At 63.1% G+C, this 25520-nt stretch carries 24 protein-coding genes; 2 read left to right on the top strand and 22 right to left on the bottom strand.

Annotation, left to right across the window (positions count from 1 at the left end):
* Positions 1-9 precede the first annotated feature (9 nt).
* The 3 genes from Q0316_RS11220 to Q0316_RS11230 are packed head-to-tail and all read right to left on the bottom strand — an operon-like array spanning position 10 to position 5484.
* On the bottom strand, positions 10-3279 hold the full coding sequence (locus tag Q0316_RS11220) for an error-prone DNA polymerase (RefSeq protein ID WP_298672357.1): 3270 nt from the start codon (positions 3277-3279) through the stop codon (positions 10-12).
* A complete protein-coding gene (locus tag Q0316_RS11225) occupies positions 3276-4832 on the bottom strand; it encodes a DUF6504 family protein (protein WP_298672360.1) in 1557 nt (518 codons plus the stop codon). The genes Q0316_RS11220 and Q0316_RS11225 overlap by 4 nt, the downstream gene beginning before the upstream one ends.
* A complete protein-coding gene (locus Q0316_RS11230; RefSeq protein ID WP_298672363.1) occupies positions 4753-5484 on the bottom strand; it encodes a damage-inducible mutagenesis protein in 732 nt (243 codons plus the stop codon). The genes Q0316_RS11225 and Q0316_RS11230 overlap by 80 nt, the downstream gene beginning before the upstream one ends.
* A 174-nt stretch (positions 5485-5658) precedes the next feature.
* Here Q0316_RS11230 and Q0316_RS11235 point away from each other — a divergent pair, with 174 nt between their 5' ends.
* The gene (locus Q0316_RS11235) at positions 5659-6192 is read left to right on the top strand and encodes a hypothetical protein (protein WP_298672366.1); all 534 of its coding nucleotides are present in this window, start codon (positions 5659-5661) and stop codon (positions 6190-6192) included.
* Here the strand turns inward: Q0316_RS11235 and Q0316_RS11240 are convergent.
* Positions 6178-6396: a hypothetical protein gene (locus Q0316_RS11240; RefSeq protein ID WP_298672368.1), complete on the bottom strand. Its 219-nt coding sequence runs from the start codon at positions 6394-6396 to the stop codon at positions 6178-6180. The genes Q0316_RS11235 and Q0316_RS11240 overlap by 15 nt on opposite strands.
* A gap of 172 nt (positions 6397-6568) precedes the next feature.
* Here Q0316_RS11240 and Q0316_RS11245 point away from each other — a divergent pair, with 172 nt between their 5' ends.
* The gene (locus tag Q0316_RS11245; RefSeq protein WP_298672371.1) at positions 6569-6769 is read left to right on the top strand and encodes a hypothetical protein; all 201 of its coding nucleotides are present in this window, start codon (positions 6569-6571) and stop codon (positions 6767-6769) included.
* A gap of 8 nt (positions 6770-6777) precedes the next feature.
* On the opposite strand, the gene Q0316_RS11250 is transcribed toward Q0316_RS11245, so the two are convergent.
* From Q0316_RS11250 to Q0316_RS11335, 18 genes are all read right to left on the bottom strand, one after another.
* The gene (locus Q0316_RS11250; protein WP_298672373.1) at positions 6778-9603 is read right to left on the bottom strand and encodes a conjugal transfer protein TraG N-terminal domain-containing protein; all 2826 of its coding nucleotides are present in this window, start codon (positions 9601-9603) and stop codon (positions 6778-6780) included.
* A gap of 17 nt (positions 9604-9620) precedes the next feature.
* Positions 9621-11075: a conjugal transfer protein TraH gene (locus Q0316_RS11255; RefSeq protein ID WP_298672376.1), complete on the bottom strand. Its 1455-nt coding sequence runs from the start codon at positions 11073-11075 to the stop codon at positions 9621-9623.
* Positions 11075-11893, bottom strand: a complete 819-nt coding sequence (locus tag Q0316_RS11260; RefSeq protein ID WP_298672413.1) for a conjugal transfer protein TraF — start codon at positions 11891-11893, stop codon at positions 11075-11077. The genes Q0316_RS11255 and Q0316_RS11260 overlap by 1 nt, the downstream gene beginning before the upstream one ends.
* A 1-nt stretch (position 11894) precedes the next feature.
* On the bottom strand, positions 11895-12125 hold the full coding sequence (locus tag Q0316_RS11265) for a hypothetical protein (protein WP_298672379.1): 231 nt from the start codon (positions 12123-12125) through the stop codon (positions 11895-11897).
* 65 nt (positions 12126-12190) lie between these two features.
* Complete coding sequence (locus Q0316_RS11270) at positions 12191-14056, bottom strand: conjugal transfer protein TraN (RefSeq protein ID WP_298672381.1); 1866 nt, start codon at positions 14054-14056, stop codon at positions 12191-12193.
* Positions 14053-14799: a type-F conjugative transfer system pilin assembly protein TrbC gene (gene trbC, locus Q0316_RS11275; RefSeq protein WP_298672384.1), complete on the bottom strand. Its 747-nt coding sequence runs from the start codon at positions 14797-14799 to the stop codon at positions 14053-14055. The genes Q0316_RS11270 and trbC overlap by 4 nt, the downstream gene beginning before the upstream one ends.
* An 11-nt stretch (positions 14800-14810) precedes the next feature.
* Positions 14811-15830, bottom strand: a complete 1020-nt coding sequence (gene traU, locus Q0316_RS11280) for a conjugal transfer pilus assembly protein TraU (protein ID WP_298672416.1) — start codon at positions 15828-15830, stop codon at positions 14811-14813.
* Positions 15830-16099 carry a hypothetical protein gene (locus Q0316_RS11285; RefSeq protein ID WP_298672385.1) on the bottom strand — a complete coding sequence of 90 codons (270 nt, stop codon included), beginning with the start codon at positions 16097-16099 and terminating at the stop codon, positions 15830-15832. Before Q0316_RS11285 ends, traU begins: the two co-directional genes overlap by 1 nt.
* Positions 16099-16755 (bottom strand): type-F conjugative transfer system protein TraW, encoded by a 657-nt coding sequence (gene traW / locus Q0316_RS11290; protein ID WP_298672388.1) that lies wholly within the window; start codon positions 16753-16755, stop codon positions 16099-16101. Before traW ends, Q0316_RS11285 begins: the two co-directional genes overlap by 1 nt.
* Positions 16752-17288 carry a S26 family signal peptidase gene (locus Q0316_RS11295; RefSeq protein WP_298672390.1) on the bottom strand — a complete coding sequence of 179 codons (537 nt, stop codon included), beginning with the start codon at positions 17286-17288 and terminating at the stop codon, positions 16752-16754. The genes traW and Q0316_RS11295 overlap by 4 nt, the downstream gene beginning before the upstream one ends.
* Positions 17269-17946: a type-F conjugative transfer system protein TrbI gene (locus Q0316_RS11300; RefSeq protein ID WP_298672393.1), complete on the bottom strand. Its 678-nt coding sequence runs from the start codon at positions 17944-17946 to the stop codon at positions 17269-17271. The genes Q0316_RS11295 and Q0316_RS11300 overlap by 20 nt, the downstream gene beginning before the upstream one ends.
* Positions 17939-18298, bottom strand: coding sequence for a hypothetical protein (locus tag Q0316_RS11305; protein ID WP_298672419.1), 360 nt, complete (start codon positions 18296-18298; stop codon positions 17939-17941). The genes Q0316_RS11300 and Q0316_RS11305 overlap by 8 nt, the downstream gene beginning before the upstream one ends.
* A 5-nt stretch (positions 18299-18303) precedes the next feature.
* Positions 18304-20895, bottom strand: a complete 2592-nt coding sequence (gene traC / locus Q0316_RS11310; protein ID WP_298672396.1) for a type IV secretion system protein TraC — start codon at positions 20893-20895, stop codon at positions 18304-18306.
* A gap of 1 nt (position 20896) precedes the next feature.
* Positions 20897-21814, bottom strand: coding sequence for a TraV family lipoprotein (locus Q0316_RS11315; protein ID WP_298672399.1), 918 nt, complete (start codon positions 21812-21814; stop codon positions 20897-20899).
* Between the two features lie 44 nt (positions 21815-21858).
* On the bottom strand, positions 21859-22737 hold the full coding sequence (locus Q0316_RS11320; protein WP_298672401.1) for a DsbC family protein: 879 nt from the start codon (positions 22735-22737) through the stop codon (positions 21859-21861).
* The gene (locus tag Q0316_RS11325; protein ID WP_298672403.1) at positions 22724-24064 is read right to left on the bottom strand and encodes a TrbI/VirB10 family protein; all 1341 of its coding nucleotides are present in this window, start codon (positions 24062-24064) and stop codon (positions 22724-22726) included. The genes Q0316_RS11320 and Q0316_RS11325 overlap by 14 nt, the downstream gene beginning before the upstream one ends.
* 1 nt (position 24065) lies before the next feature.
* Entirely contained in the window at positions 24066-24878 is an 813-nt protein-coding gene (locus tag Q0316_RS11330; protein ID WP_298672405.1) for a type-F conjugative transfer system secretin TraK, read from the bottom strand.
* A complete protein-coding gene (locus Q0316_RS11335) occupies positions 24875-25441 on the bottom strand; it encodes a type IV conjugative transfer system protein TraE (protein WP_298672408.1) in 567 nt (188 codons plus the stop codon). The genes Q0316_RS11330 and Q0316_RS11335 overlap by 4 nt, the downstream gene beginning before the upstream one ends.
* Positions 25442-25520 lie beyond the last annotated feature (79 nt).

The following is a 25520-nucleotide window of genomic DNA, read 5'->3' on the forward strand; positions in this document are numbered from 1 at the left end:
TCGACATGATCAGCGGAAATCACGCGAACGGACCCTTATGCCGGGATCAGGCGGTGGCGTCAGCGATCTGCGATCCCACGATACCAGATCGCGAGGATCGCACCGCAGCGGATGTTTGGCCACGTCAGCGCGACTAACCCGGTAGATATCGGCGACATCCGTGCGTGTGCCAACGCTGGCGAGGAGCGGCGACAAATCATCGAGCCGCTGGGCGACCACATGGATCACCTCGCCCTCGCGCTGAACCTGGCCTCGCACGCCCATCATCGACGCACCCAGGACGGCGCGCCGATGCTTCTCGAACACGTTGGTCCATACCACCAGGTTGGCGACGTTCGTTTCGTCCTCCAGCGTGATGAACATGACGCCCTTGGCGGAGCCCGGCTTCTGTCTGACCAGCACGATCCCCGCAAGATTGATCCAGCGGCCGTCTTTCATGGACTGCAGCTCATCGCAGGTGATCATCTTGCGATTGCGCAATTCGTCGCGCAGGAACGCCAGCGGATGAGCCCGCAGCGACAGGCCAGAGGCCCGATAATCCTCGACCACTTCCGCGCCGGCGCCCATCGGCGCAAGGATGACCGTCGGCTCAATCGCTTCCTGGCGTAGCTTGCCTTCACGTTCGTCCGCCGCAGCGAACAAGGGCAATGCTGCATTGCCGAGCCCCTTAACGCTCCACAGTCCCTCACGCCGATTGTTCCCCAATGAGCCGAACCCATCGGCTTCGCCGATCCGATCCAGAGCGCCGCGCCCCACGCCGGCACGCCGCTGGATTTCCTCGACGCTCTCATAGTGTTGATCGGCGCGCGCCGTGACGATCGCCGCGGCATCGCGGTTGGCGAGCTCATTCACCATGCGAAGGCCCAGCCGAACGGCGAGATAGCGGCCGCCCGTTGGCTCAAGGGTGCAATCCCAGCGGCTGTGATTGACGTCGATCGGGCGGATCTCGACGCCATGCTGACGCGCGTCGCGGACGATTTGGGCCGGGGCATAAAAGCCCATGGGCTGGGCATTTAGCAGCGCGGCGCAAAACACATCTGGATGATGGCATTTCACCCAACTGCTGGCGTAGGCGATCAGCGCAAAGCTCGCGGCGTGGCTTTCCGGGAAACCATAGGAGCCGAAGCCCTCGATCTGTTTGAAGGTGCGCTCCGCGAATTCCTGATCGTATCCGCGCGCGACCATGCCATCGATCAGCTTGTCCCGAAAATGTGAGACGCCGCCTGTCAGCTTGAACGTCGCCATCGCCCGCCGAAGCAGATCCGCTTCGCTCGGTGTGAAGCCAGCGCATTCGATCGCCACGCGCATCGCCTGCTCCTGAAACAGCGGCACCCCCAAGGTCTTCTCGAGTACGCGCCGCAGTTCCTCGGTCGGATAGGTGACGGCCTCCTCGCCGTTGCGCCGGCGACGATAAGGGTGGACCATATCGCCTTGGATCGGCCCGGGGCGCACGATCGCCACCTGAATGACCAGATCATAGAAGGTGCGCGGCGCCATTAACGGAATGGACGCCATCTGTGCGCGGCTCTCGATCTGGAAGACACCCAAGGTATCGGCCTTGCGGATCATCGCGTAGGTCGCCGGATCCTCGGCGGGGATGGTCGCGAGATCGAGCTTCAGGCCCTTGTCATTCTCCATGAACTCGAACGCCCGCCGCATGCACGACAACATGCCCAGCGCCAGGACATCGACCTTCATGAAGCCCAGGAGATCGATATCGTCTTTGTCCCATTCGATCACCTGTCGATCTTCCATCGCAGCCGGCTCGATGGGCACCAGTTCGTCGAGCCGATCGCGTGTCAGCACGAATCCGCCAGGATGCTGCGACAAATGGCGCGGCGTATTGATGAGCTGACGGGCCAATTCCAGGGTCAGCACCAGGCGCCGGTCGGCGAGGTCCAGATTGAGCTCTTCCGCGTGTTTTTCCTCGACGCCATCCTGGCTCCATCCCCAGACGGACCCGGCCAGACCCGCCGTCATGTCCTCGCTCAGGCCCAATGCTTTGCCGACTTCGCGGACCGCGCCCCGCGCGCGATAGCGGGTCACGACCGCCGTTAGCGCCGAGTGCGTGCGGCCATAGGTCTCATAAATCCACTGGATCACTTCCTCTCGGCGCTCATGCTCGAAATCGACGTCGATATCGGGCGGCTCGCGCCGCTCGGCCGACACGAAACGCTCGAACAGCAATTCCGAGCGCACCGGATCGATAGAGGTGATGCCCAGCACGTAGCAAACGGCACTGTTTGCGGCCGAGCCGCGCCCCTGACAGATAATCTCGCGCCGCCGCGCCTCGGTCACGATGGAATGGACGGTCAGGAAATAGGGCGCATACTCAAGGTCAGCGATGAGCTTCAACTCGTGGATCAGTTGCGAGCGCACCTTGCCGTCGACCCCGTCGGGATAGCGGTCGGGGGCTTTCGCCCAGGTCAGCCGCTCCAGCTCTTCCTGCGGCGTCCGGCCGGGCACATTGATCTCATCCGGATATTGGTAGCGGAGCTCATCGAGGCTGAATCGGCACCGCGCCGCGATCTCGAGCGTGCGAGAAACAGGCGACGCATCCTTGAGATAGCGACGGAACAGCCGCTCCATTTCCTGACCGGTCTTGAGATGCCGATCGGCGAACCGCTCGCGCCGAGCGCCCAATTCGTCGATCGTGCATTTCTCCCGGATGCAGGTGACGACGTCCTGCAACATGCGGCGCTCCGGCGCGTGGTAGAGCACGTCATTGGTCGCGACCGTGGGAACGCGAGCTGCAGCCGCCAGGTTCGCGAGATCACGCAGCCGGATCGCATCTTTCGGTCGCCGCCGGATCGTCAGAGCCAGATAGGCACGGTCGGCGAAAATCCGTTTCGTTCGCGCAAGGGCGGCCTCGGTGCCGACGTCTGCCCGGTCAGGGCTCAGGATCGCGATCAGCCCGTCATTCCATCGTTCGACATCCGACCAGTCGAGATGACAGGCTCCCTTGCCGCCGCGTTCCTTGCCTATGCTGAGTAGTCGGCACATTCGGCCATAGGCTGCGCGGTCCGTCGGGTAGAGCAGTAGGGCCGTGCCGTCGCTCAGATCGATCCTGCATCCGATGATGGCACGAACGCCGGTGGTTCGTTCGGCATCCCAGGCCCGGACGATGCCGGCGACCGATCCTCGATCAACGACGCCGAGAGCAGGCAATCCGAGCAATGCGGCCGCGGCGAATAGCTCCTCAGGGGATGATGCGCCCCTCAGGAAGCTGAAGTGCGTCGTAACCTGCAGCTCGACATAGTTGGCGTCGACCTCGCTCATGCGAACGCACCGTGGATGAACCAGCGCATGGTGCCCGTAGCCGGATTTACGCCGTCACCGAGCCGGAACAGCCAGTATCGACCGCCTGTCTCGGTCTCGACCTGATAATAATCCCGGACGATCAGCGCTTTGTCGGCCTCATTGCCGCTCTCGCGCCACCATTCGCCGTGCAAGCGTTCCGGACCATCGCCTCGGGTCACCCGATAGCGCTTTCGACGCCACACGAAGAGGCGAGGGGCATCGTCTGGCAGCAGGGCAACCACGTCGATTGGCTCGGGTCGATCCAACATGCGGGCGGGGCGAGGGAGGTCATCGTCCCACTGGGCGCCGCTATCTTTCGCAAGGGCGGGCGTCGCGATGATCGAGCGCTCAGGCATACTGCTCGCGTGCGGCGCCGCGCGATGCAGGCTCCGTGGACCAAAACGGTTGGCGAGCGCATCGACCAGAGAGGCGAGGTTCGGCCCGCGATGCGGGCTTTCCAACCCTTCGTCCTGTTGGGCCGCGAGCGCGTCAGCCAGCGGCGTCACGAGGGTCATTGCCTCAATGCCAAGCCCTGGCTCGACCGTCTCGATCTTAGCGCGCAGCAATTTCGCGAGATGGCCTGCGTCGCGGGATGCGGTTGCGGTCCCGATGCGGATCGCCTGATTGTGGCCGTCCACACGGTGGAAATAGCAATCCAATCGGCGAGCGCCCTTGCCGATACAGGTGAGCTGCCCCACCACATCGGCAACGAGATCGCCGATCACCTGGGCGAAGGCTTCAGGTGTCGCGATCGGCTCCATGAAACCTCGACGGGCCCGCGGCAGATGTTCAGGGTAGATCGGCTCGATCGGCTCGGGCACGAAGCCGAGCACCTGATCCAGCCGCCGATGCAATTCGCGGCCGAACCGTTTGGCGAGAGGGCCGCGCGGCGCACCGATGAGCTGTTCGATCCGCTCAAATCCGAGCTTGCGCAAACCTTCGACCTCGCGTCCTGGCAATCGCAACGCTGATATCGGCAGGATGGAAATGGCAGTGCGGTGTCCGCCCGGCTCGATCGTGACTGGCCGGCCGGCGGGTACATGCCGCGCAACGGCATGGGCGCAGCCTGCGGTGTCGGCCACAGCGATCTGCAGAGCTAGCCCCGACGCGGCAACACGGCGATGGAGATCCTTGAGCAGCGCCTTCTCGGTGCCAAAGAGACCCGCGCAGCCGGTGATGTCGAGCCAGATTCCGTCGGGCGCATCCGGTGATACGAAGGGTGAGTATCGGCGGCCCGCCCATAGCGCGAGATCGCGAAGTCCCTGCAGGTCGCCCTCTGGGTCGGCATCGACGACCTGCAACTCAGGGGCAAACGCTCGGGCCTTCGTCACGGTCATGCCGACGCGGATACCGAGCGCCTTTGCCTCGGCATCGACGGCAGCAATGACTTTCCTGCCGTGATCGGGCACCGCGGTCACCAGCGGAAGATCAAGGACCAGGCCGTCACGGCACTCAGGCGACAATTTTGCGATCTTCCGCCGCAGCCGGTCGGTCGACCAGTGCGGCAGGAAGAGCGATACGACCCGTCGCATCGCACGCCTCCACAATCCAGGCGTGCGGATTACCACCGCGCACACGTTCCAAATTCACATGCCAGCGAGGGCGACCCAGGCTCGGCAGACCGAGATCTTCGCTTGGTGAAGCGGTGATCCGCCAGCGTGTCATCGCTGCCGTCCCTTCGGCGACCTGTTCGGCCTTCGCCGCGCGACGAAACACGAAGGCCGCTACACCCGAGCTTTCCGCCGCCAATTGCAGGCGCTTCGATGCAGTAGTCGAATATTTCCCGACTTCGCCAACCACACCGGCGATGCCAGGGTGACGCAGGCACTCCTCCATCGCGAGCAGGACATTGGTATCGCTGCCGGCCTCGACATAGATGACCCGATCTGGATGAAGACCGGCGAGATGAAGGGCAGGGGCAAACAGGTCGCGCCAGCGCAGGCACCAGAAGACGGGACCTTCCATTCGCGCCAGGATTCCCGCCAGAAAGACCGTCGCACTCGCCTCGTCTGCGAGATCGGGACTGCCCATCATTTCATGGAGAGCGCCTGCAGCAATGCCTCCGCCCGGCAATCGCTGATCCAGTTCGTCGATGCCGAACGGGATCGCTTCGCGCTGAACGCCTACGCCCTCGATACGCGCGATGCGCGCTCGCAAATCTTCAAGGACGGTTGATTGACGCATAGCATTCAGGAGACTCGGGACTCGTTGATTCGTTCCTTATTTGTTCCTGTTCCCGGCGATGAGTCAAGCAGCTCAAATGCACCGCTTCCGAAGCCTGTGGAATCCGCCAGAAAAAAAGCGCCTTCGGTCCTTTGTGGGATTCACATCCACCAAAGTGCATAGTAGATTCATGCTATGTTCCATCAGGCAGACCTATTCGAAGCATCCGCCGAACCCGCGCGAGGGATGGACACGCCGGGGCTTTTGGCGGCGATCGCCGCAGCTTCGCCGCGGCCAAAATTCTCCTACATGCTCCTCCAGCTCCTGGAGGAAGTCGCTGACGAAAAGGGCAGGGCTGGACCGAGCGTGATGGTGAACGGCGACGCCGTGCCTGTCCGCGACTGGCTGTGCGATGCACTGGCTCCGATCGCGCAGCGTACGCCCTGGCGCCGTTCGACGATCGAAACCGTGCGGTCGGCCCTTGAGCAGGCTGACGAACTACCGGCCGATCCGACACAGGCTGACCGTGTCATTGAAGAAAGGGTCCGTGAGCGGGTTCGCCAATCGGGCCGCTGCAATGTCAGCCGCGCAGTGTCGGATCTATGTCGGGGCGGCCTCCTGCGACGCCACTATCAGGGCTATCGGGTGGATCATCAAAATCGCGGCGCCCAGCGCGAGGCAGTCTACACGATCATGCCGGACACCTTGGCGGCGCTACGCCGGCGATGAGCTGCCGCTGATCGCAAGATCGGCTTCTACTGCGGTCGCGCGCATCAGGCGATCGGGCATCTCCAACAACTTCACGGCCGCCGCGGTGATCGCTTCGGCTTCGGTTGGATAGGATTCGGCCGAGCTGATCGATACCCCGTCGGGCAGTGCTATCGTTGCCTGAAATCCGTTGCCTTTAGGCGTCGCGCTCAATCGGACTTCCATGAATGGTCTCCGCGGTGTATCGGGACTGATATTCCTATAAGATATTGATATTTAACATAATCAACATTATCGCTCTACAGATTTCAAATTCCGGCACAGCCCCGAGTCGGGCCATTCCCATTTGTAAAAGACGACACCAGATGATAATATTGCGGCCGCATGGAAGCCATCAATGTTAGACACAACGACCTACTTACTGACCCAGAATAACCCGGCGGGCCCGATCTTGCGCCCTGCCGAGCCGATGGCGCATGAGCTTTTCGATAACAGCGATGACGAACTTGGCGAGCCCTCGCGTGGCCGCGTGATTGGTGGATTGATATCTCTCGTGCTGCTCGTGGTGACCGGCGCCTATTTTTATCTGACGCTCTGATCCCAACCCTATTTCCGCAAATCCGGATCGGTGAAGAAGCCGCGGTCGAGTTCTCGGCCTACTTCTGACTGGAGGTCAGCGTTTGCTCCTCCGCGATTGGTGCGCGCCGCCTGCGCTGCTCCCCGGTCGCCCTCGAGCCTGGTTTGACCGTCGGAGATGATCCGGGCGGCGGCACCGGGATCACCCGAGCCACCGCCCTTCCCGATCCCACTCACGCCATGGGGACGGTAGGATCCGCGCACGCCGCCGGCGTCGAGATTGATGCGATTGACGTCGACCAGCGACGGATCCTTGACGTCGCCGCTGATCTCCGACCACAAACTGTCGCGCTTTTCCTGCGCCCATTGCTGGATCAGCTGATCGCGCACAGTGCGCTGCTGCGACGTCAGGTCGGTAGCCCAAAGTTCGGGCGCATCGAGGTTCGGATGGAGCGCCTGTTGCAGCCTGTACCACTGCGCGAGGTCCTGGCTCATATTCTCGCTGAGCTGCATGCCATGGGATTCGGCAAAGCTCGCGTCGCGCGCCAGAGATTGCGACAATTCCTCCATGCGCCGCGCCGCCTCGGTATAAGACTTTGCCCGCGCCAGCGCATCCTCGGTGCTCGCCGACGATGACGATGTCATGGAGGATCGGCTGAAGGAGCCAGAGCGGACGTAGGTCCCATCGGACGTGCTCGCGCCGGTGCCGTTCGAATGCTCATCGCGCACCCCGCTCGACGACGAACTGGAGCTATCCGACGACCGCGTTTGATCCGCACCATAGCGCAACGTATCTTGCTGGCTGCCGGTCTTGCTGACCCCCAATGAACCACCGACATTGGGCAAGAGGCCGCCGGAGGTTGGACGCCCACCGCCAGCCTTGCGACCGCTACCACCACCAGCACCGCCGCCAATCCCACCATTGATCCCGCCGGTTACCTGGTCGAGCGTTCCGGCCGAACGATCATGGCCCTGGGAAATTCGTTCACTCAGGCCGGTGGAGGACCGCTCCTCTAGGCCCTGAGAACTCGATCCGGTGACACGGTCGAACTTTTCGACATTGGTATTGGCCGACGAGCCGCTCCCGGACTCAAAGCCCCTCGACCGTTCGGACGAGACGCCGAAGGCGCTGCGGTTCGTATGCGTGCTGGTCAAAATGTCCTGCGCCGCATTCTCCCAGGCCTCCGCCTGGCGATGGGCAGCGCTGGACATTTCGCGCCATTCGGCAACGGTGCCGCTGTTCATCGTTGGTGTGAAGCCAAGGCGCGAAATTGCACCCGACATGTCGATGACATCCTGCCCATTGCCGAAACCCGACACGACGGCGCCATTGTCCTGGCGCCAGCCCACGCTTGTCGCGCCTCCCATGAAACTCGGCGCCACGGACCACTGGTCGCTCTGGCGCATGTTCGACGTCGCATTTGCCCAGCTCACATTGCCATAGGAATAATTCCCCGTGGTTTGCTCCAGCGCGGCGGCTTCTGCCGCGTTCTGCGCGGGCGCGAGCATCGAAGTCGCCTGCCCCGCGATCGACATAGCGCCCCGCGCAAGGCCGGCGGCCAGGAACGGGATGCTCATCAACATGAAGCCGGCGATCGTCGCCGTCTCCCCGTTCACGGCACCGATGCCCGCATAGGTGCCCAAAGTGATCCCGCCGGGCGCGACGCCGGCAGCAGCCGCCTCGGCTCTCGTCATGCAGATCATGTGAAGGATGACGTAGAGTGGACCCCATGCAGCAAGGTAGAAGAAGCCCATCGCATAGCCCTTGAGGGTCCCCAGACCCGTCTGCGGCATCAGGAACAATGGGAAAATCACCGGGAACATCGCGAAAAAGACTACGGTCAGCACGATGTTGAGGATCGGCACCCAGGCCATCGCCTGCTGCGCGATCGAGTTATAGGTGTTGCGCGCCTGGATGTCGGCGCGCGTCTGCGCGAAGGTGTCGATCGTCGCGGCGCCCGATCCTCCCGCCATGCTGTTGCGAGCTTGCATGAACGCGTTGATCGCCGTGTTCTGCCGCATGGAATCGCTGTAGTTGCTGCCCGAGCCGGTGAAGGCAGCGTTGGCGATCGGCAGATCGTGCTTCAGCTTATCGGCCGCCAGCGCATTGCTGAGCTTGGGATAAAGCTCCTTACCCCAAAACGGCGTATTCGCCTCGATCATCGGCGCCCACCGGGCATTGAGCATGTCGTAGGCCTGACGGCAGGTGACGATCGCGCTGGTGACCGTGCCGTCACCCTGTCGTTCAAGCCATTCCTGTGACCGGGCTTCCGAGCCGGGCCCGATCTCTGCCCAGAGATCCTTCGATCGCGCCAGCACTGTCAGCGACTTCCGGTAGAGCATCACGTCGCCGAATACGCATTTCTTGAAATGCTCTTCGAGGTTGGTCGAAAACTCGGCGTCGCGGATGACGAAATTGCGGGTCGCGTCGAACAGACGCGCGCCATAGACCATGCCATTGGTCGAATAATTGAGCTCGCTCGGCATCACGAAAACGGTCTCGGCCGTCCGCGTCAGCCAGTCACCGATCTGCGTGGTGAAGCTCGCGAGCACGCCCAGCCCAAGCGGCACGTTCGCGACAGTCGCCGGTGCCAAGGACGGATTGATCCGGTCGGTGACCTTCACATCGATGGTCGGAACCATGAGGCAGAGATAGATGGCGGTCGACTGCAGAAACCAGTTCATCCAGACGCGGAAGTTCATCGTGAACGCGACGACGAGCAGCGAGTAGATGAGGCCCATCACCATCACGACGCGGAGGAGCGAGCGATATCCCCCTCCCCCGGACCAGGCAGCGACGGCATTGAACGTGTTGACGAGATACTCCCCGCCCCCGACCGTGAAGACCTCGAGCATGGCGCCGGCCCCCTTCCCTAGTTCAGCCCTTGTGCGTTCAACCCGCGCGAGAAATTGAGCGCGGAGGCCATGCCCGGTGTCATCGAATTCTGGAGCGTGGACTCGAGCATGATGCTGCGATCGATGATCTGCATCGTCACCTGCAGCTTGTTCGACAGCTTGACGTCACGCTGCGAGAATTTTTGCCGCGTGGCGGCGATCTGCTGTTTCCACTGGGTCGCGGTCGCCTGGTCGAAGGTCTGATAGTGGGTCTGCGCTTGCTCGACCCGGTCGAGCATGTTGTCCAGCATCGCAGCCAGCAGGTCGACCGCGACGATCTCGGACAGCGTCTCGATCTCGCCATCGGTCAGCGCATAGTGCGCATAGGCCTGGACCGAGAGGATCTTGTAAAGCGGGACGGTCGCGAGATTGAGGAGCTGCTTTTCCGAAGCGTCGAGCGCGGTATCTGTGCGGATCTTGCTGCTCATCGAGCGGATCATGCTGGCAATCCGTGGCCGCAACGCGGAGGATGCGGGCACCGACAAGGTCTGCTCGCCGACATCATAGCAATCGGTGTCGTTGCACTTCAGCATCTTCACGGCGGGCGCTCCCGCCGTCCCGTCGAGAAGCGCGGTGACAACGGCTTCCTCCGCGGGGCCGAACATCACCACCTTCCCGCCAACGCTCGGATCAGACGATGGCGTCGTCACCACGGTGCCGACCAGGGTCATGATATATTCCGAGAATGACTGGTCGAACGCACCGAACTTCGCGGACTTCTTCAGTGCCTCCCAGGTGTAGTTGTGCGGCTCGCCGACGAGCTGATCCTTCATGTTGGCATCCGTGTTGCCCGCGATCGTGCTGTCACGGCGGTTGCCGTTGTTGCAGCCCTGCCGCGACGCGGCCCAGTCGGAAAAGACCCCCTGGCTGTTGCCCACCGCTTCGCAAATGGTCGACCGAGTCGTTTCCATCTGTGGCCAGATCCCGCCGACCAGCGCCTGCGCTGTCTCACAGCTCGAGATGTTCATCTGGTTGAGCAGCTGAGCCTTCTGGCTGAACTCATCCATCACCTTGCCGATCTCCGGCGACACGGAGTCGATCGCGAGCTTGAAGGCGAAGCCCAGTGCGTTGTTGGCAGTCGCCTTCAGCATCGCCACGATTTCAGAGGCATTGATGAATGAGAAACTGCCGGCGAACAGATCGATACCGCCGCAACCGGCCCGGGCGCTGGGAAGCTGCAGGTTGAACGGCGAAACGCTCTTCTGCGGGAAGCGCGTCCAGACGTTCCCGAGCGAATAATAGCCGGCCGACTGGCCCTCGAACGCGGTCGGCCCGGTGACGTTTGCCGCGCCGCCGGCGTCGTTGAAGAAGCCGTTCATCTGGGACGCAACATCGGCGCGCGCGACGCCAACGAACGCAAAATGGGAGGCTGCAACTAGCGCCATGGCGGTGCCGAGCTTCCGGCGCAGCGCGCCATTCCTTGCCTGTGCCATCAGTAATCGCTCCCGACCTTCGTGTTGGTCAGCATGAAAATGCGGTCCATGATTTCGTCGGCACTGAGCACGCCATAGCCAACCGGAATGGTCCGCTTGGTCTGTGTGTCGAACAGAACCAGCGCCGGCGTCTCGTTGCCGGGCACGCCCATCCGCGCGCGCTGCCCGGAGTCGACGACATAGTTCGGAAAGTCCTTGCTCGGGCCGCCGTCCATGGACACGGCCATCACCGTCATCCGGTGACTGTCGGTCACCGACCGCAGGATGGGCGCGAACACCTCGCAGGCGCCGCAGCTTTGGGCGTAGAAATAAAACAACCCATAACGCTGGCCGAGGCTTGTCAGGACGGTGTCCCGATCAGCCTTGCGATTGTCCAGCCAGAGACGTTTGCCCACCGTCGAGACCGGGCGTTGCAGCGTGTAGTCGAGATCCGGGTTCTGCCACAGCGCACGCTGCCAGGTATCGGAGAAGGTCGATGCGCGATCGAGCTGCTCGCGTTGGAAGCGGATGTAGTTGATGACGTTGGCTTCGGTCGGTTCGAGGATCGCCTTAGCCTTCAACTCATCGAGCTGCCTGGTGATCGCGGCGATACGATCTGAGGCGCGCTCTTCCTCGATCGGCGTGGCAGGTTTGGCATTGTCCGCCGGCTTCGGCTTTGCGCAATAGAACCACTGCCCCAACCTTCGCTCGCCGCAGTAGAAATCATCCGGCCTGTCCTGGTCGATCGCCTCATTCCGGGCTGACGGGACATCCTGAGCAGCGACAGGTGGCGTGCCGATCGTCGCCGCCAGCGCCAGCGCCGCCAGAATTGCGCACATGTCACAGCGCCGCATGGTTCGCCCTCCCCTCACTCTCCTGTGCAGGGAGCTGTTGCGGCACCCTGCTGGCCCGATCGACGTTCACCTCACCATCGCGGAAGTGGACGCAGCAATCCGCGATCGTGGCTGGATGCCGGGAAGCGCATTGCATCGGCCGCGACGGTGGTGTCTCTGAAGGATGCAGCAGGAGCGCGGTCGCGATGACGGGCAACTCAAGAAGCGGCAGCGGCATGGTTCGTCTCCCTGTTTCCGGAGCCTACAGCGCCTTCCCGCAAGGCGGGGGCCATCAGGACCCCGTCACTTGCCATGGAGATCGTAGTAGGATTGAATTTTGGACTGGATGTCCGTCATGGTCTGGACTTCGTCGGGCAACTTGGCCGCGTCCATGAAGTCCGCGTAGACCTCCGTGAAATTCATGACCGACAGATCGAGCCGGGCAAATTCCTCGACAGTAAATCCGGCGCACTGCTCGTTTTTGGGCGAACCCCATCCCTTGCCCAACTGGGGCCGGCCCTGCTCCTGAAGCACGCGGCTGAGCTTGCTTTCGAAGCAGCAATAGGCGGTCCGCTTCGTGGTGCAGATGCCCAGGATCTTCGACGAACAGTAGGTCCCGAGATTATGGCACAGGCCCATGCGGTCCTTGATGTCGAGCTTCATCTCATCCTGCGAACAGGCGAAAAGGGTGAGGAAGGGCGTGGCGAGCGCCGCAATAGCGGCAGGACCGCCAGCCAGGGCCGCAGCGCCTGCGCCGACCGTCAGAAGGCCCGACGTCTTGCCCGCGCAGCAGTTGATGAGGCCGAAGACGGGCTTGTGGCAGCTCTCACGATTGCCCTTGAAGACCGTGAAATTGTTCTCGTCGAACTCCTTGCCGGCCTGATCGATCGAATGGAGTGCGACGAGCGCATCCTTGAACTCGGTCGACGCTTCGCGGACGATCGGTTCGCAGTCGCCGTTGATACAATATATGTCGTTGCCGCAGATGTATTGCGGCGCGTCGGTGGTTCCACCCGATGGTGTCGGGCATTGATAGACGCGGTTCTCGACCTTGCACGGCCCGCCGCTGCCATCGTCGTCGAGGCATTCGGTGCGAAGATAGGTGCAGCTTCCGTTCGCCTCGAGCTCACCGCAATCATTGGCCGCCGAGACGCGATTGCATTGATAGGTGCGCTGCCAGGCCCAGCAGGGTTGAGTCACGGACACGCCATCGATGATCCTCGTGACCGGGTCGCTCGACGTGCAGACCTCGCTTTCGAGCGTGCAATTGGCATCGGCAGCATTCGCCGCGCAGAGACCCTCGTTCCGGGTGATCACCGGCACCGCGGACTCCTCCTGCTTCGTGAGCCAGTAATTTCCCGTCGAGATCACATAGCCTGGGTGATATTCGCCGGGCGTGATGCCCTGCGCTTCCGCCGTACATTTGACCTCCACGGCGGTATGCCCAAGGCTGCTGCAGTTCGGCGCCGCCGTGTAGCCGTAGGCGCCCATGTTTCCGCAATAGTCGATCGGCCGACTTTCCCAGCAGACACCGGACGCGATCTCGTCGTCGAAGGCGGCGCGGGCCGGATAAGGTCCCCCGTCTGTCGGAAGAAAGCTCAATCTGCCGGTATAATAGGTGTAGATCGTCCGCTTCTCGGCGCGCACATCGAGAGTGACGGCACAGGTGCGGGCTTCAGGCGTGACCTTGCTGCCTGCATTGCAGCTCGCTTCGTAATAGCCAGCGCCGCCGGTCGCGGGGGGCAATGGCACGCAGGAACCGCCGCTGCCAGTATATTGCTCGCCGGCGAGATATGCCGACGGATCATTCTCGATCGACGTGGCCCGCGTCGTGGTCGCGAGGACCTCCGAATTGCTGAAGGTCGCACGGCTACGATCGGCATCTGTGGTGATGCGATATTGTTCGTTGGAGGATTTCGAGGATTGGGCGGCTGATTCCAATCGTTCAGGATCGTCAAAATAGGACCCTTCGGGGAGATTGGTGCCGGAATAGCCTGGCACAGCCGCCGCCTGCGCCTCGCTGGAGGGCACCAGCGTCGTATCGCTGCGCTTCTCCGTCCCAAATGCCTTACCCTGCTGCCGCGCCTCCTCGATGGTCGTCTGGCCGAGCGCTGGCGGTACGCCCGCCAGTGCAGCAAGCACCGCAGCAAAGGCGAGGATCGACCTCACGGATTGGCCTTGCGCATGTTGGAAAGGCCGACCGCGGCGACACGCGCACCCGGCCCATGCTCTTTTGCGAACTGTTCGAGCGCGTACTGGACCGACACGTTGCCGACCATGCGGTCATAGGGAGGAACCTTGGTCTGGCAGGAGAATCCTGCGCAGAGATCGAAGTCGGAAGAAACCGCGACGTAGGTCGGCACGGCCTGGACATTGAATGCGCGAAAGAGGCGCGGATCGATGCCGACATTGGCAAAGTCGTCCTGCCGATCGACGATCTTGCCGAGGGCAGTGGCAAACTCCTTCATCGAATTGTTCGGAAAGCCCCGGAAAACCACGACGCCGCCGGCTTTGGCGGTGTCGCCAATCAAGGTCTTGAGCGACCGCGGCGGCATCGAGAGGCTGGCGAAGACGATGAACTGTGGCGCATCGCCCTTACCCGTCGTGGCATTCGATGCGGCGCCTGCAACGATCTCATCGAAATCGACAGGACCCGCCGGCCCTTTGGGCAAATCACTCTTCGCGACCCGCTGCATATTGGCCATGCCCGCATCGCCAGCCTTGGCGGCATCCTCTCGGAATGCGTCGCCCCTATCCTTCACCTGATTGACGAAGGCCTCAGCATCGGCCTGGAGCTCTGCCGAACGCTTCTTGATCGCCTGCACGTCGATCCCGTCGACGCTTTGCGCGAGCACAGCAGATATGCCGGCGATCCCGAGGAGTGCAGCGGAAGCCCAAAGATAAACGCGCATCGAGAGCCCTCCTAGAGCACGCAGCAGTTGCGCTTGCGCCAGATCAGGTAGCCCATGTCCTCGCCCCCGGCGGGATAGGCACGGCCAGCATCAGGCGGCATGGTGGATGCCCCGATCGCGGAGCAGGCGAAGCGACCGCTGACGGTCGGGATCGGATTGACCATCTGGAAGCGGTATTGCTGCTTCCGCATGATCGGCATGAGATACTTCTTGCAAAGACCCGCCGACCCCATCGTTCCCCAGGCAAGAGCCTCGCGGTGCATCTTGTAGGCGAAGCGCGACAGCGCGAGCCGCGAGGATTGGACATGGCCGATCGAGGACGGCACGTTTCCGTTCAGCGGATACATGCTGCCCTGACAGCCCGCGCACCAGAACAGCGGATCGAGCGGAAGGTGGACGGTGCCTGCAATGCAATCGCCTGCGCAGGCCACCTGTGCGATAGGGTTCGCGAAAACGATCGCCTCAGGATTGATCAACGCCGTCAGCGAGTCATCCTGCCAGAGTGGATCGATCTCGGTCATGTAGGCGATGTCGAAGCTCGCCTGCTCGAAGCAGACGAAATCGGTGAGGATCTCCATCCAGTAGAGCACCGGATAAACGTACCAGTGGACGTGCCATTTGGCCGTGCTCTGGGATCGTCCCCCAACCATCGACGGGCCCGTCAAATAGCCCTGGCCAATATCGAACCCCGGTGCGATGCGGATGCCGCCGAGGTTGGGAAAGCACCAAGGCTTCATCGTCACGTCCGCGAGGCGGGCCGGCTCCCAAAAGCCGACGGAGATGCCGATGCGAGGAATGGGGCTCCCGCACAGGCAAATCGGCGACGCGGGATTCGCGGTATCCGGGCGACCGCTTGGCCAAATCTTGAGACCGCCCACCGACAATGGGAACAGGCAGGACCAACATACATCGGTGATGGGGTTCACGAATTTGCCGTGACACGTCGGTCCTGCCGCCTGTGCGCTTGGCGCGAGAACGAAAGCGGCGATCGCGACGAGAAGAAGGCGCAGGGCCGATCGAGCGGAACGCATCATAGCTCCTCTCCGATTGCATCGAGAAACGCCGTGTCCGCGCGCTGCTTGCGCACCAGGTAGAGCGCCGTCGTCGCGACGACCGCTACCAGCAGCACCGCGATCGCAGCGGCGGCCGTTCGGCCGAACTGGCGTTGCAAGGGATGCAGGCTCAAAATGCTGGCACCGAGCGACAGGCAAAGCGCCTGCCAGATCAGGCGAAGGCGCCGGAGCGCACGGTTTTCTGGCGCCGCCATCGGGGTGCGGAGCATGTCCAGCCAAAGCGGCATCAGCCCGGCCCTCCGGTCTTCAGGACGACCTCGGAGACGCGCATCACCTTGCCCGCCTGAGACACAACCGCCGGCGTGTGTTCGATACCGAACCGAGACGTAAGCTTTCCGGCCTGATCGAAGTAGAAGCGCCGCTTTTTCGCGGTCATCTGTTCGACAGGCGAGCCTCTGACGAGGATGATCTTGGCCTTGAGATCGGTATAGCGCGCTATCGCCCAGGCCATTTGCTCAGGATCGTCGCCGTCGATGAAGACGAGGTCCTGCCGGATCGCGACAAAGTCGAGCGGATTGATGCGCTGGCCGGCGGCGGCGATCAGGTTCCCTTTCTGATCGCGGATATCGCGCTCCATCGTGACCGACGGATCGAAATCCCATGTGCGAGCAGCCCGTGCCGGCGTGATTCCCGCAACCGGATCAGGGCGACGAACCTTCGCCTCTACACGCTTGGCGAACATCTCATTCGTGCGCGCGAGCTCGCCGCTGGCCTCGGCTCGGCGCAGACGGCTCTCAATCGTCGAAAGGAGATCCGGCTCAATCACCGGGAATGTTTGGGCCGCCTGGCCGTAGTCCTTCGCCTCCGAACGCATCGGACCCAAGACGAGCGCGGAACCAAGCGCCGTGACTGCGCAAACGCAGCCCGTGACAAGCATCCTCATAGGATTGGCTCCCCTGTCCCAATGATCTGGCGCGCGCAGACGAAGCCGATTTCGGCGTAGCGACTATCGAAGCCGTCCTTGTGGGGCGTTGCCGCAAAATAGCAGCCGTCCGGCACCCGGCCGGTGAGGCCCGGGGTCAACGGCTCGCCGAGGCGTGTAAGCGGCTTCATCTCCGCGACCGCGCGGCCATTCACCGCGACCGTGCGGCCGACATGGCTGATGATGTCGCCAGGCATGCCATAGACGATCTTTCCGAACATCCGCGGTTTCGTCCCGAAATGGCGACGCAGCAGAGCACCCGCAGGTGGATCGAAGAAAACATAGCTCCCGCGCGTCGGGAGCTTGTGGCGCTCGATGAAAAACGCCCAATTCGGCAGCGAGTCCGTCGTGTTGATCAGGATGATGTGGCAATCTTGCCATGCGCTTATCGCGCTGAACCCCAGGGTCCCAATGACGGCCAGCGCCAACGTCCCCCAGAGACGCTTGCGCGGCCGCCAGGGCTGGGCCGCGACCTTATTGGCCACCGTTGCCATCAGGGCCTCCGAAGGTGGAAACGGACGCTCCAGGCATTTGCGCCGGCGCCGGCTGCACAGTCCCCGCCTGTCCTGCCGCTGCGGGTCCGTAACCGCCGGCCACGCCAGCCATGGGATCGATGGTGGCGCCCTGCACTGGCTGCGGCGCGGAACGCGAGGCGGCCAACGCGGACTGCGCGGCCGAAAGCTCCTGCAGTCGCTGCAATTCCTCGACGGAAAGGCGCTTGGGTTCTGGCACGCCAGAGGCGAATACGGCCTTCTTCAGACTGTCGGTAATGTCCGGCACGTTCTTGGTAAGGACGGCCTCGCCGACGAGGACGATCTGGCCGCCTTGGCTCCGGCGCTGCAATTCCTTTTCGAGCGACGCCATGAACGCCTGCATCTCGGCTCGCACGCGTTCCGGCGGCGAGCCAGAAAAGCGCTGGGCCTCGACATAATCGCCGACCAGAGCCGACAGCCGCGCCGAAACGATATTGTCCTGTTTCGACTGGGTCAGCGATCGGGTCACCCACATGCCCCAGACAACCGCCGCGATCAGCAGCAGCAGGAACAGCATCTGGGTGCGCGTGAGGCCGCCAAACCCTACCCTGCGCTTCGCCGCTCGGGTCTCTGGCGCGGAAGGGGGAATGGGAAGGTCGAGTTGGGGTTGTTCAGCCATGACGGGGGGCTCCCTCCTCTGCGCGCGGAGGCAGGATGCGGTTGGCGCGAAGAGCTACGACGGCGGTGGAAAGGATCATGTGCGCGATGGCGAACATGTTGAGGAAGGCACCGGCCCGCGCCGGATCGGCGGCGATGTAACGGGTCGTGAAATTGTTCAGCTGATGGACCAAACCATCGAACGAGAAGCCGCCGATCGCGAGGAAGAAAAGAAAGAACAGGCCCCAGGTGATGAGCAGGGTCGACGCGACAAAGCCAAGACCGTGGAGCGCGAAGTACAGCACGTTCTGCCATTCGCGCCGCGTGAGCCTGGCGCGGCGGCGATTGGTCCGTTGGGTTGAATGCGTCGCCATATCTGTCACTCCGCAGCGATCGCGACCTCATCCGATGGGACGAGGTTGCTGACCCACTTTTCGGGATTGTTGGGAAAGGCGATGCGCTCGATCGCTTCGTCCATGCTGAGACCTTCAGCGATCAATGCGTCGATCGCCGCGAAGGTCTTCGGGCTCGAGGAGAACAGCGCCGCCGAATAGGGATCGAGCACCAGGCGGCCGACCGCCAGCGTGTCGGGCCCTTTGATCATGATATCCGAATATTCGAAGCCGTTACGCTTCAGGGACCGCAGCAGCGCATCGGTATAGTCATCCATCTCGAAGCGATCGTGCTTCTTGAAATCCGCGATGGTCTCCGGCTTTTGCTGGAGGATCACGAACCAGTCCGAATTCTCCAGCGCTGCGACCGAGCCCGCCGACTTGTAATAATCGTTCAGCGACTGGGTCGCCGTAACCAGCGACGCACCGTATTTCCGGCAGGTGCGCGCGTAGGTCTCGATGAAGTCCGCCATCGCCCCGCCGCGCAGCATCTGCCACGCCTCGTCGAGCAGGAGCGCCTTGGGGATCGAGCGGTCGAGCTTGCGCATCATTTGCTGCGACATGAACATGATTGCCGTCAGGACGACGCTGCGCAGTTCCTCTCGGGCCGACAGGTCGGAGAGCTCGAAGACCGTGAGCTGGGCGGACAACTCGAACGAAACCTCGCCCTGGAAGAAGCGGCCGTAGGTGCCGCCGGACGAGAAGGGTCGCATGGCGATCGCAAGGTTCGCGGCCAGCCCATTTCCGGTCGCCTCGAGCGCCTCGATGACGAGATCGATCGAACCACGGCTGCCGTGAGCCTCCCAGACCTGGTTGACGGCGCCATCGATCAGCCCGCGCTCGGTATCGTCGAGCAGGTTTATGTGCCGCGACATCTGGTTGATGATGGCCTTGAGCATCGCCATGCAGTCGAGGAGATAGTCCTCATCCTCGGCGGCCTGGGCCTCGTCGATCATCGAGAACGGGTTGAGGCAGAAGCCCGAGCTCATCGTGAATTCGACAAAAGCGCCGCCCTGGAGCTTGGCCGAATGTTCGAACGAGCGACCGTCATCGATCACGACCACGCGGGCCCCGGCCCCGCAGAGCGAACCGCACAGCTCCTGCAATGCGACCGACTTGCCCGAGCCCGATTTGCCGAAGACCGCTACATTGTGATTGCCGGCGGCATTCTCGAACGGACTCCAAAAGAATGGCTGCCCCCGGCGGCCGATCAGCAGGAGATGCGGTATGCTCCCGCCGAGATACTCGCCCTGCAGCGGCGCGAGGTTCGCGGCCGTCGTCGTGAGCAGGGTGCGCATCCGCTTCATGCGCTCGAGGTCCTTCGACAGGCCATTGGCCATCGTCATGGGCATCGCGCACAGGAGGCCCATGACCTGCAGGTAGCGGTCATCGAGAAGATCCCAGCCCGCAGCACGATAGACCGACTTCAGCACGCGCTCATTGCTGTCGCCCTGGCCCTTCGGCGAAAAGGACGTGACGCTGAAGAACACCCGCACGAGCTTGCGGCCCTGCCGGATCTCTTCATTGACGTGCCGCCATTCCTGCGACTGTTCGCGCAGCTGCGGCAGGAACCGGGACGACTTAGAATCGGCCAGGCTGGTGGTGCGCATGAACTTGTAGCTGGCCTTGTTGGTCGACGCCTGCGGATCGGGAAACTCGATGCACAGATTGGTCGACACCGGGCACGGCATGCGCAGCTTGTCCGTGAAGATGTCGCCGATCAGCCGCGTGACGTCCCACGGTGCCCAGCGCGTGGGGAGATTGCGCACCGAAAAGGAACGCACGTCGAACACGTCGGGGTAAATCTCCCCGATCTCCGGGGCCCCTTTGAGTGTTTTGCCGGTCGGACGGAAACGCTCGGTTCGCAGCAACATCCGATCGGGCTCGATGTGCAGTTCGATGTCGCGGCGGATCGCCTGGTCAGCGATCGGATCGAGCGGATTGTAGCTGACCGCATCGTCACCAGCGGCGGTCGTCGGCGACGTGATGTCGTCGATCCAACCGATCAGGGCGACGGGATCCATTTTGCGCGCGGACACGTTGACCGACTGGAGCGCGGAGATCAGGCCATCCATCAATGAGACGATCTGCTCGATCGTGATCGAGGAGGAATCCGGGGTGGAATAGGAGATGGCAACGCGGTGATGGCGCAGGCAGAAGGGCGCATCTGCCGACAGGGATTCCCAGACGCCGTCGGTCAGGAAATCCACCCGGTGCTTGGCCATCCGCTCATAGACGCCCCTCGCCGAGTAGCGCGGCAGATACCATTTCGAGAGCTGCTCACCGATGCGCGGCGACATCCATTGATGGATCTGAAGGCAACCCGGCGCCGGAATGCCCTCGGAAAGGAACTGCGCCAGAATTTCGCCCGTGCGCTCGTCAGCACCCACCAGCGGCGCGGCCTCAATGACGAACCCGCGCGAAGCGCTGTTGTAGAAGATCCCCGTCTTCGGATCGTAGCTGCGATAGGGAAGCCAGTGCGCCAGCATCGGAATGGCGAAATCCGGCCGTTGGGCGTCCGGCCGCTTGCTGTCGCCAAAGATGCCAGACAGCATCTCGTCGAGGAAACCGCGCGCCATGTCAGTTTTCCTCCGGAATTGCGGCCGGAAAACTCGCCGCGCGCACCGTGGATTGCGCTTTGCCGTCCTGTGCTGGAACCGTGCCCGTGAGTGCCGCCGCCTTCGCGTCGCTTTCCGCCTGGGCCGCGCGCGACCTATATTCCGGGGACGCCTTCACGCGCGCGGCCGCGTCGGCGCCCACGGCGGTGCTCGGCAAACCGATCGGCGCCGCAGACTTCGCCTCTGTGGCCGGCGCCACCGGCGCCGCTCCGTCAACGCTGCGGGTTTCCGCACGTCGTTTGGAGGCTTCGGCAGCCGGTTGCGCCGGATTGAGACCCGTCCTGGGGGCTAGGCGGGCCGCAACATCGTCCTGGATTGCCTTGACCGGGTCGGTTGAGCGGGCACGAGCCGCCGCCACAACCGCTGGATCAGGAAGATTGGGATCAACGCCGCCGGCCGCACGGTCGGCCAATTCGGCGCGATCGACGGCATCGGCCAGCGAGCTAGGTGTCGCGACCAGCGCCATCGCATTGCGATCAGGAATTGCGCTGGCGTTGGCAAGGAGCTGCTGCTGCCATTCGCCGCTTTGGACGACGGCGTGAACCGCCGTCACTTCATGAAGACGACCGCGCTCATCGATGTAGGGCTGGAATACGATGCGCAGGACGCGCTCTTGTGTCCGCCGGGCATCGATCTGCGACGTCGATGCCCCCTGTCCCATCGAAGCAACGCGGGACGACCTGGGCGCCGTGCCGCGGACCCTGCTGTCGCGTGCGGGCGACGGCTCACTGATTGCGCCCTCACCGGCGATCATCGCCAGTGCGCGATCGTCGATCGAGGAGGACGGCGCGCAGATGCCGTCCGGCGCCGTGCAGGAGAAACTTCCCTTCACGTTGCTGCCGAAGGTCGCGCAGCCGGAGAGCGCCGCCAGCGCTGCCATCGCGCACGAGCCCCGCAACGCCAGGGTGCTACGGAATGCCCCCTTCATGATTGGGCCCCCCGCAGCCAGGCCTCGAGAAACTCCTTCGGCCGATAGCCTTCGAGAACAGCGCCATCCCCGCGCACGATAATCGGCGTTGCATTGAGGCCGTGTTCGCGGGCAAATCGCTCATTCGCGTCTAGGCCCTTGGTGTCACAGGACGCGGGTGCCTTGAAGGGCTCGCCGGCATAGGCGGCATGGAGCGCCTGCTCCTGGTTCTTCGAGCAATAGACTCGGTCGGCGATGTCCCGGCTTCCGAGCACCGAGATCGGCCGCTCGACGACCTTCACATCCATGCCCCGCAGCACGTTCGTGAGCGCCCTGCAGTAGCCGCAGCGGAAGTCCGTGAAGATGGTGACGCTCTGCTTCGCGGCCCGATTGCCCCAGACTATGGCGCCCTCGGTGGGAAGGCCCGACAGGTTGAGCGCGGCCGGGCGTACTGGCACGCTCGTCTTGCCGACACCGCGCGCGGGCGCGGTGACATCAGCCTGGTCGCCGTCATCGGTCGCCGCCGCGTTCGCCTTGGCAGCGCCGCCCACCAGCATGTCCGGATTGATTTCGAGCAGCCGCGCCGCTGTCAGATCCTGGCGGGTCTCCATATCGTAGACCCGGCCGATGATCAGATATCGGGCGCCGCGATTGACGTAGAAGAGGTTCGCCCCGGATGTGACCTCGCACAATCCCTCGATCTTCTCGCAGTCGAGCTTGGTCAGCGGCGTTTTGGGAAGCCGTGTCTTGAGGAGGAGGCTGACCTTGGTTTCGTCCTTGCCGGCGACGTCGGCCGCAAGGGCAATGCCCGCGACGCTGAGCGCGGCGGCGGCCGCCACGATCGGCGCGGGACGAGCGAACGCACGCAGCTTTCGCAAACGATCAATTGCGGACATAGACACCCTCCAGAAAGACGATTTCGACGTCGATGCCGGTCGGCATCTCGATCACGGGTTGGTACTGCTCGGCCCGCTCGATCAGATATTTCGAGACGTCCTTGCCCGATTCCGCGGCGCCGCCACCGAGCGCACGCAAGCCGACGCTGCCGAAGTTAGGGGTACGGTTGGTGCCCCCCTCCCCGTCGGTGCTGATGCTTGCGAGCGGCTGATTGAACGCCGTGTTGAGGGCATTGCCGCCACCGCTCACCAGCCCGGCCAGGAAGGCCTGCATGGCGAGTGATCCTTCGCGGCTGACCACACGGCCGCGCACGCCGGTCTTGCCGCCGAACGCGATGAATCCCTTGACCTCGGACACCGCGTAGCGGCCGCCGGGCTGAGGACAGGTCATCTTCTGGAGTTTAACGTAGACCTTCTCGCTGGAGAGATCGCCGCGCGCGGCGCCATTGATGAGGCAGCCTTCTATCTTGGTCGTGAGGAGCCGGCCGTTCTGATAGACGGAGCGTGCCGGGCCAGTGATGCGCAACACCACCGGCAAGGGATCGGTCTGGCTGTTCACCCCAGCACTGGCGTCGACCCCGACGATGACCTTGGCACTCGCAAAGCTGTTCGGCGGCAGATAATTGATGCTGTCGCTGAAAGTGGTCGTTCCCTTGGCGACCCGCGTCGCATTGCCGGCGTCTGCGGTCTGGAAGCTGACCAGCTTGACCTCGGCAGCACCGCCCATCGGCATCGGACGGCTGCCGGCGGCCCCATTCTGCCCGTCGGGCCTCTGATACGCCTGCGTCCCGTTCGGGCCGTACATCGCGCCCGGCCCTGTTGAGGGTGCCGGCGCGGGCGTGGCACGCGCCGAGGCCACTTGCCGCCGAAGCGCTTCATTCTCTTGCTGATAGGCAGAGAGGACGCGCGATCCGTCCGCGCGCATGGCCTGGTTTTCGCCCTTCAGGAGTTCGACCTGTTGCGAGAGCTGGTCGAGCCGCTGCTGCTGACCGTTGACGGATTTCAGCTGGTTCTCAACCGATTGCATCTGGTTCTCGGAGAGGGCCATCCACTCCTGCTGGTTGAGGTTCTTGTTGACCATGTCCTTGGTCGACACCTCGACCTTCGCCGTCCCAACATCGCCGCCGTCGCTGGCCTTTTGATCGCCACCGAAAATCCAGAAGGAGGATCCGACCAGGCCTACGCCGGCGACTCCGGCGAGCAGCATCCGCTGCTTCTTCCTCACGCTTTCGTTTGCGGACAGGTCCGTCGAGATGGGTGAGACGCCTTCGCCGTCGCCGCCATCCAGCGGTTCGCGCTTGCGCTTCAGGAAGTCATTCCAGGCCATGTCACTGCCTCCCGGTTTGTGAGACGAGATAGGCCGTCGTGACCTTCCCAGGATCGAGCTTCGGCTCGGCGATGGACACCGCGAGCGCACTGTTCGGCGCGACCGTCGTTTCGGTCAGGGTGATGGCTTCGGCGCCGCGATTCTCGATGCGCAGGACGCGGCCAGTCAGCTCCGATCCGCGGTATTCCGCGATCATCTGGACCTTGAGATTGCCGACATAGACGGGCCGCAAGGTGCGCTGGCGCATCTCGTAGCCATCAGCGACGCTGTTCGAATACATGGCCTGGACCAGCTCGACCGCCGCTTCCTGCGGGCTAGGGGCAGCCGCCAGTTGGGGCGCGCCGTTCTCGTCCGCCTTGGCCTTTGCGATCGCCGGATTGGAAATGAAGAGCTGGACGGCCTGTTCGCCAGCGATCCGGCAGACGATCTTGTAGACGTACCCCCGCTTGCTCGTCGCGAAGAAGGACAGCGCGGGGCGCGCAAAGCCCTCGGGGACCGACAGATAGATGTCCCCGCGCACCGGCTCGTTGACGACGGAAAAATCGTCCTGCGGGTTGCCGGTCGAGATCTTCGACACTGAGGCGAACTCGTCCTCGACGAGGCTGATCCTCGTCAGGTCCTTTGCCGAGGCGGCGCAATCCACCTGACTGCCATCAGCCGCCATCACGGTCTGGTCCGCCCACGCCGGGGATACGACGAGCACGAAGCTCACCGCCACCAGCGCGACACCGATCAGCCGGCTCAAAAGGCAGTAGTAGCGCAACAGGAAGACCGCGCCGGTTGCGGCGCTGCCGATGACGTAGACCGACATCACTGATCCTTTTCCTTGCCGGTCGCCACCATTCCAAAGCCCACAAGCTTCAGGGACAATCCGGAATATTGCCAATCGAAGCGGAAGGAGCGGCGCTCGCTGGAGACGACCTTGTTGCCCACGATGGTGTGCAGGTCGCCGGTGACGGTCGACTGCAGGTTCTTGGTGTCCAGCTCCATCGTCTGGATGGTGAAGAACTGCGCGATGGAAGAGCCGCGCTGCTCGTTCACGATCTTCATGAGGTCGGCGCGGATCTTGCCCTGCGCGCTTGGCGCGGTGATCTCGAGCACCGACTTCATCCAATATTCGAGGTTGGCCGGGCTGCGATCGAGCGTCAGGACCGCGGTATCGCGCGTGACCAGCTCCAGATACTGCCGCGACACCCCGGAAGAATTCACAACCAACGGCGACGCCAGGATCGGTTGCAGGACCACCTCACGGTCGCGGGTGGCGGTGATGAGCCCAAGAAAGGCGCAGAGGGCGCCAAGTACGCCGGCGACGATCACGAGCAGGTTGCGTTGTTTTAGAACGCGCTGGCTCTGGGCGTGGGTGTAGGAAATCTCCATCTCAGCCCGCCATCAGCCGAAGATGGCCCAGTCGGCCCCAAGCTGCGATTTTGGCCAAGTCGGAGAACGTTTTGGGAAC

The organism is uncultured Sphingomonas sp. (assembly GCF_937871615.1).
In the GTDB taxonomy this organism is placed as follows: Bacteria; Pseudomonadota; Alphaproteobacteria; order Sphingomonadales; family Sphingomonadaceae; genus Sphingomonas.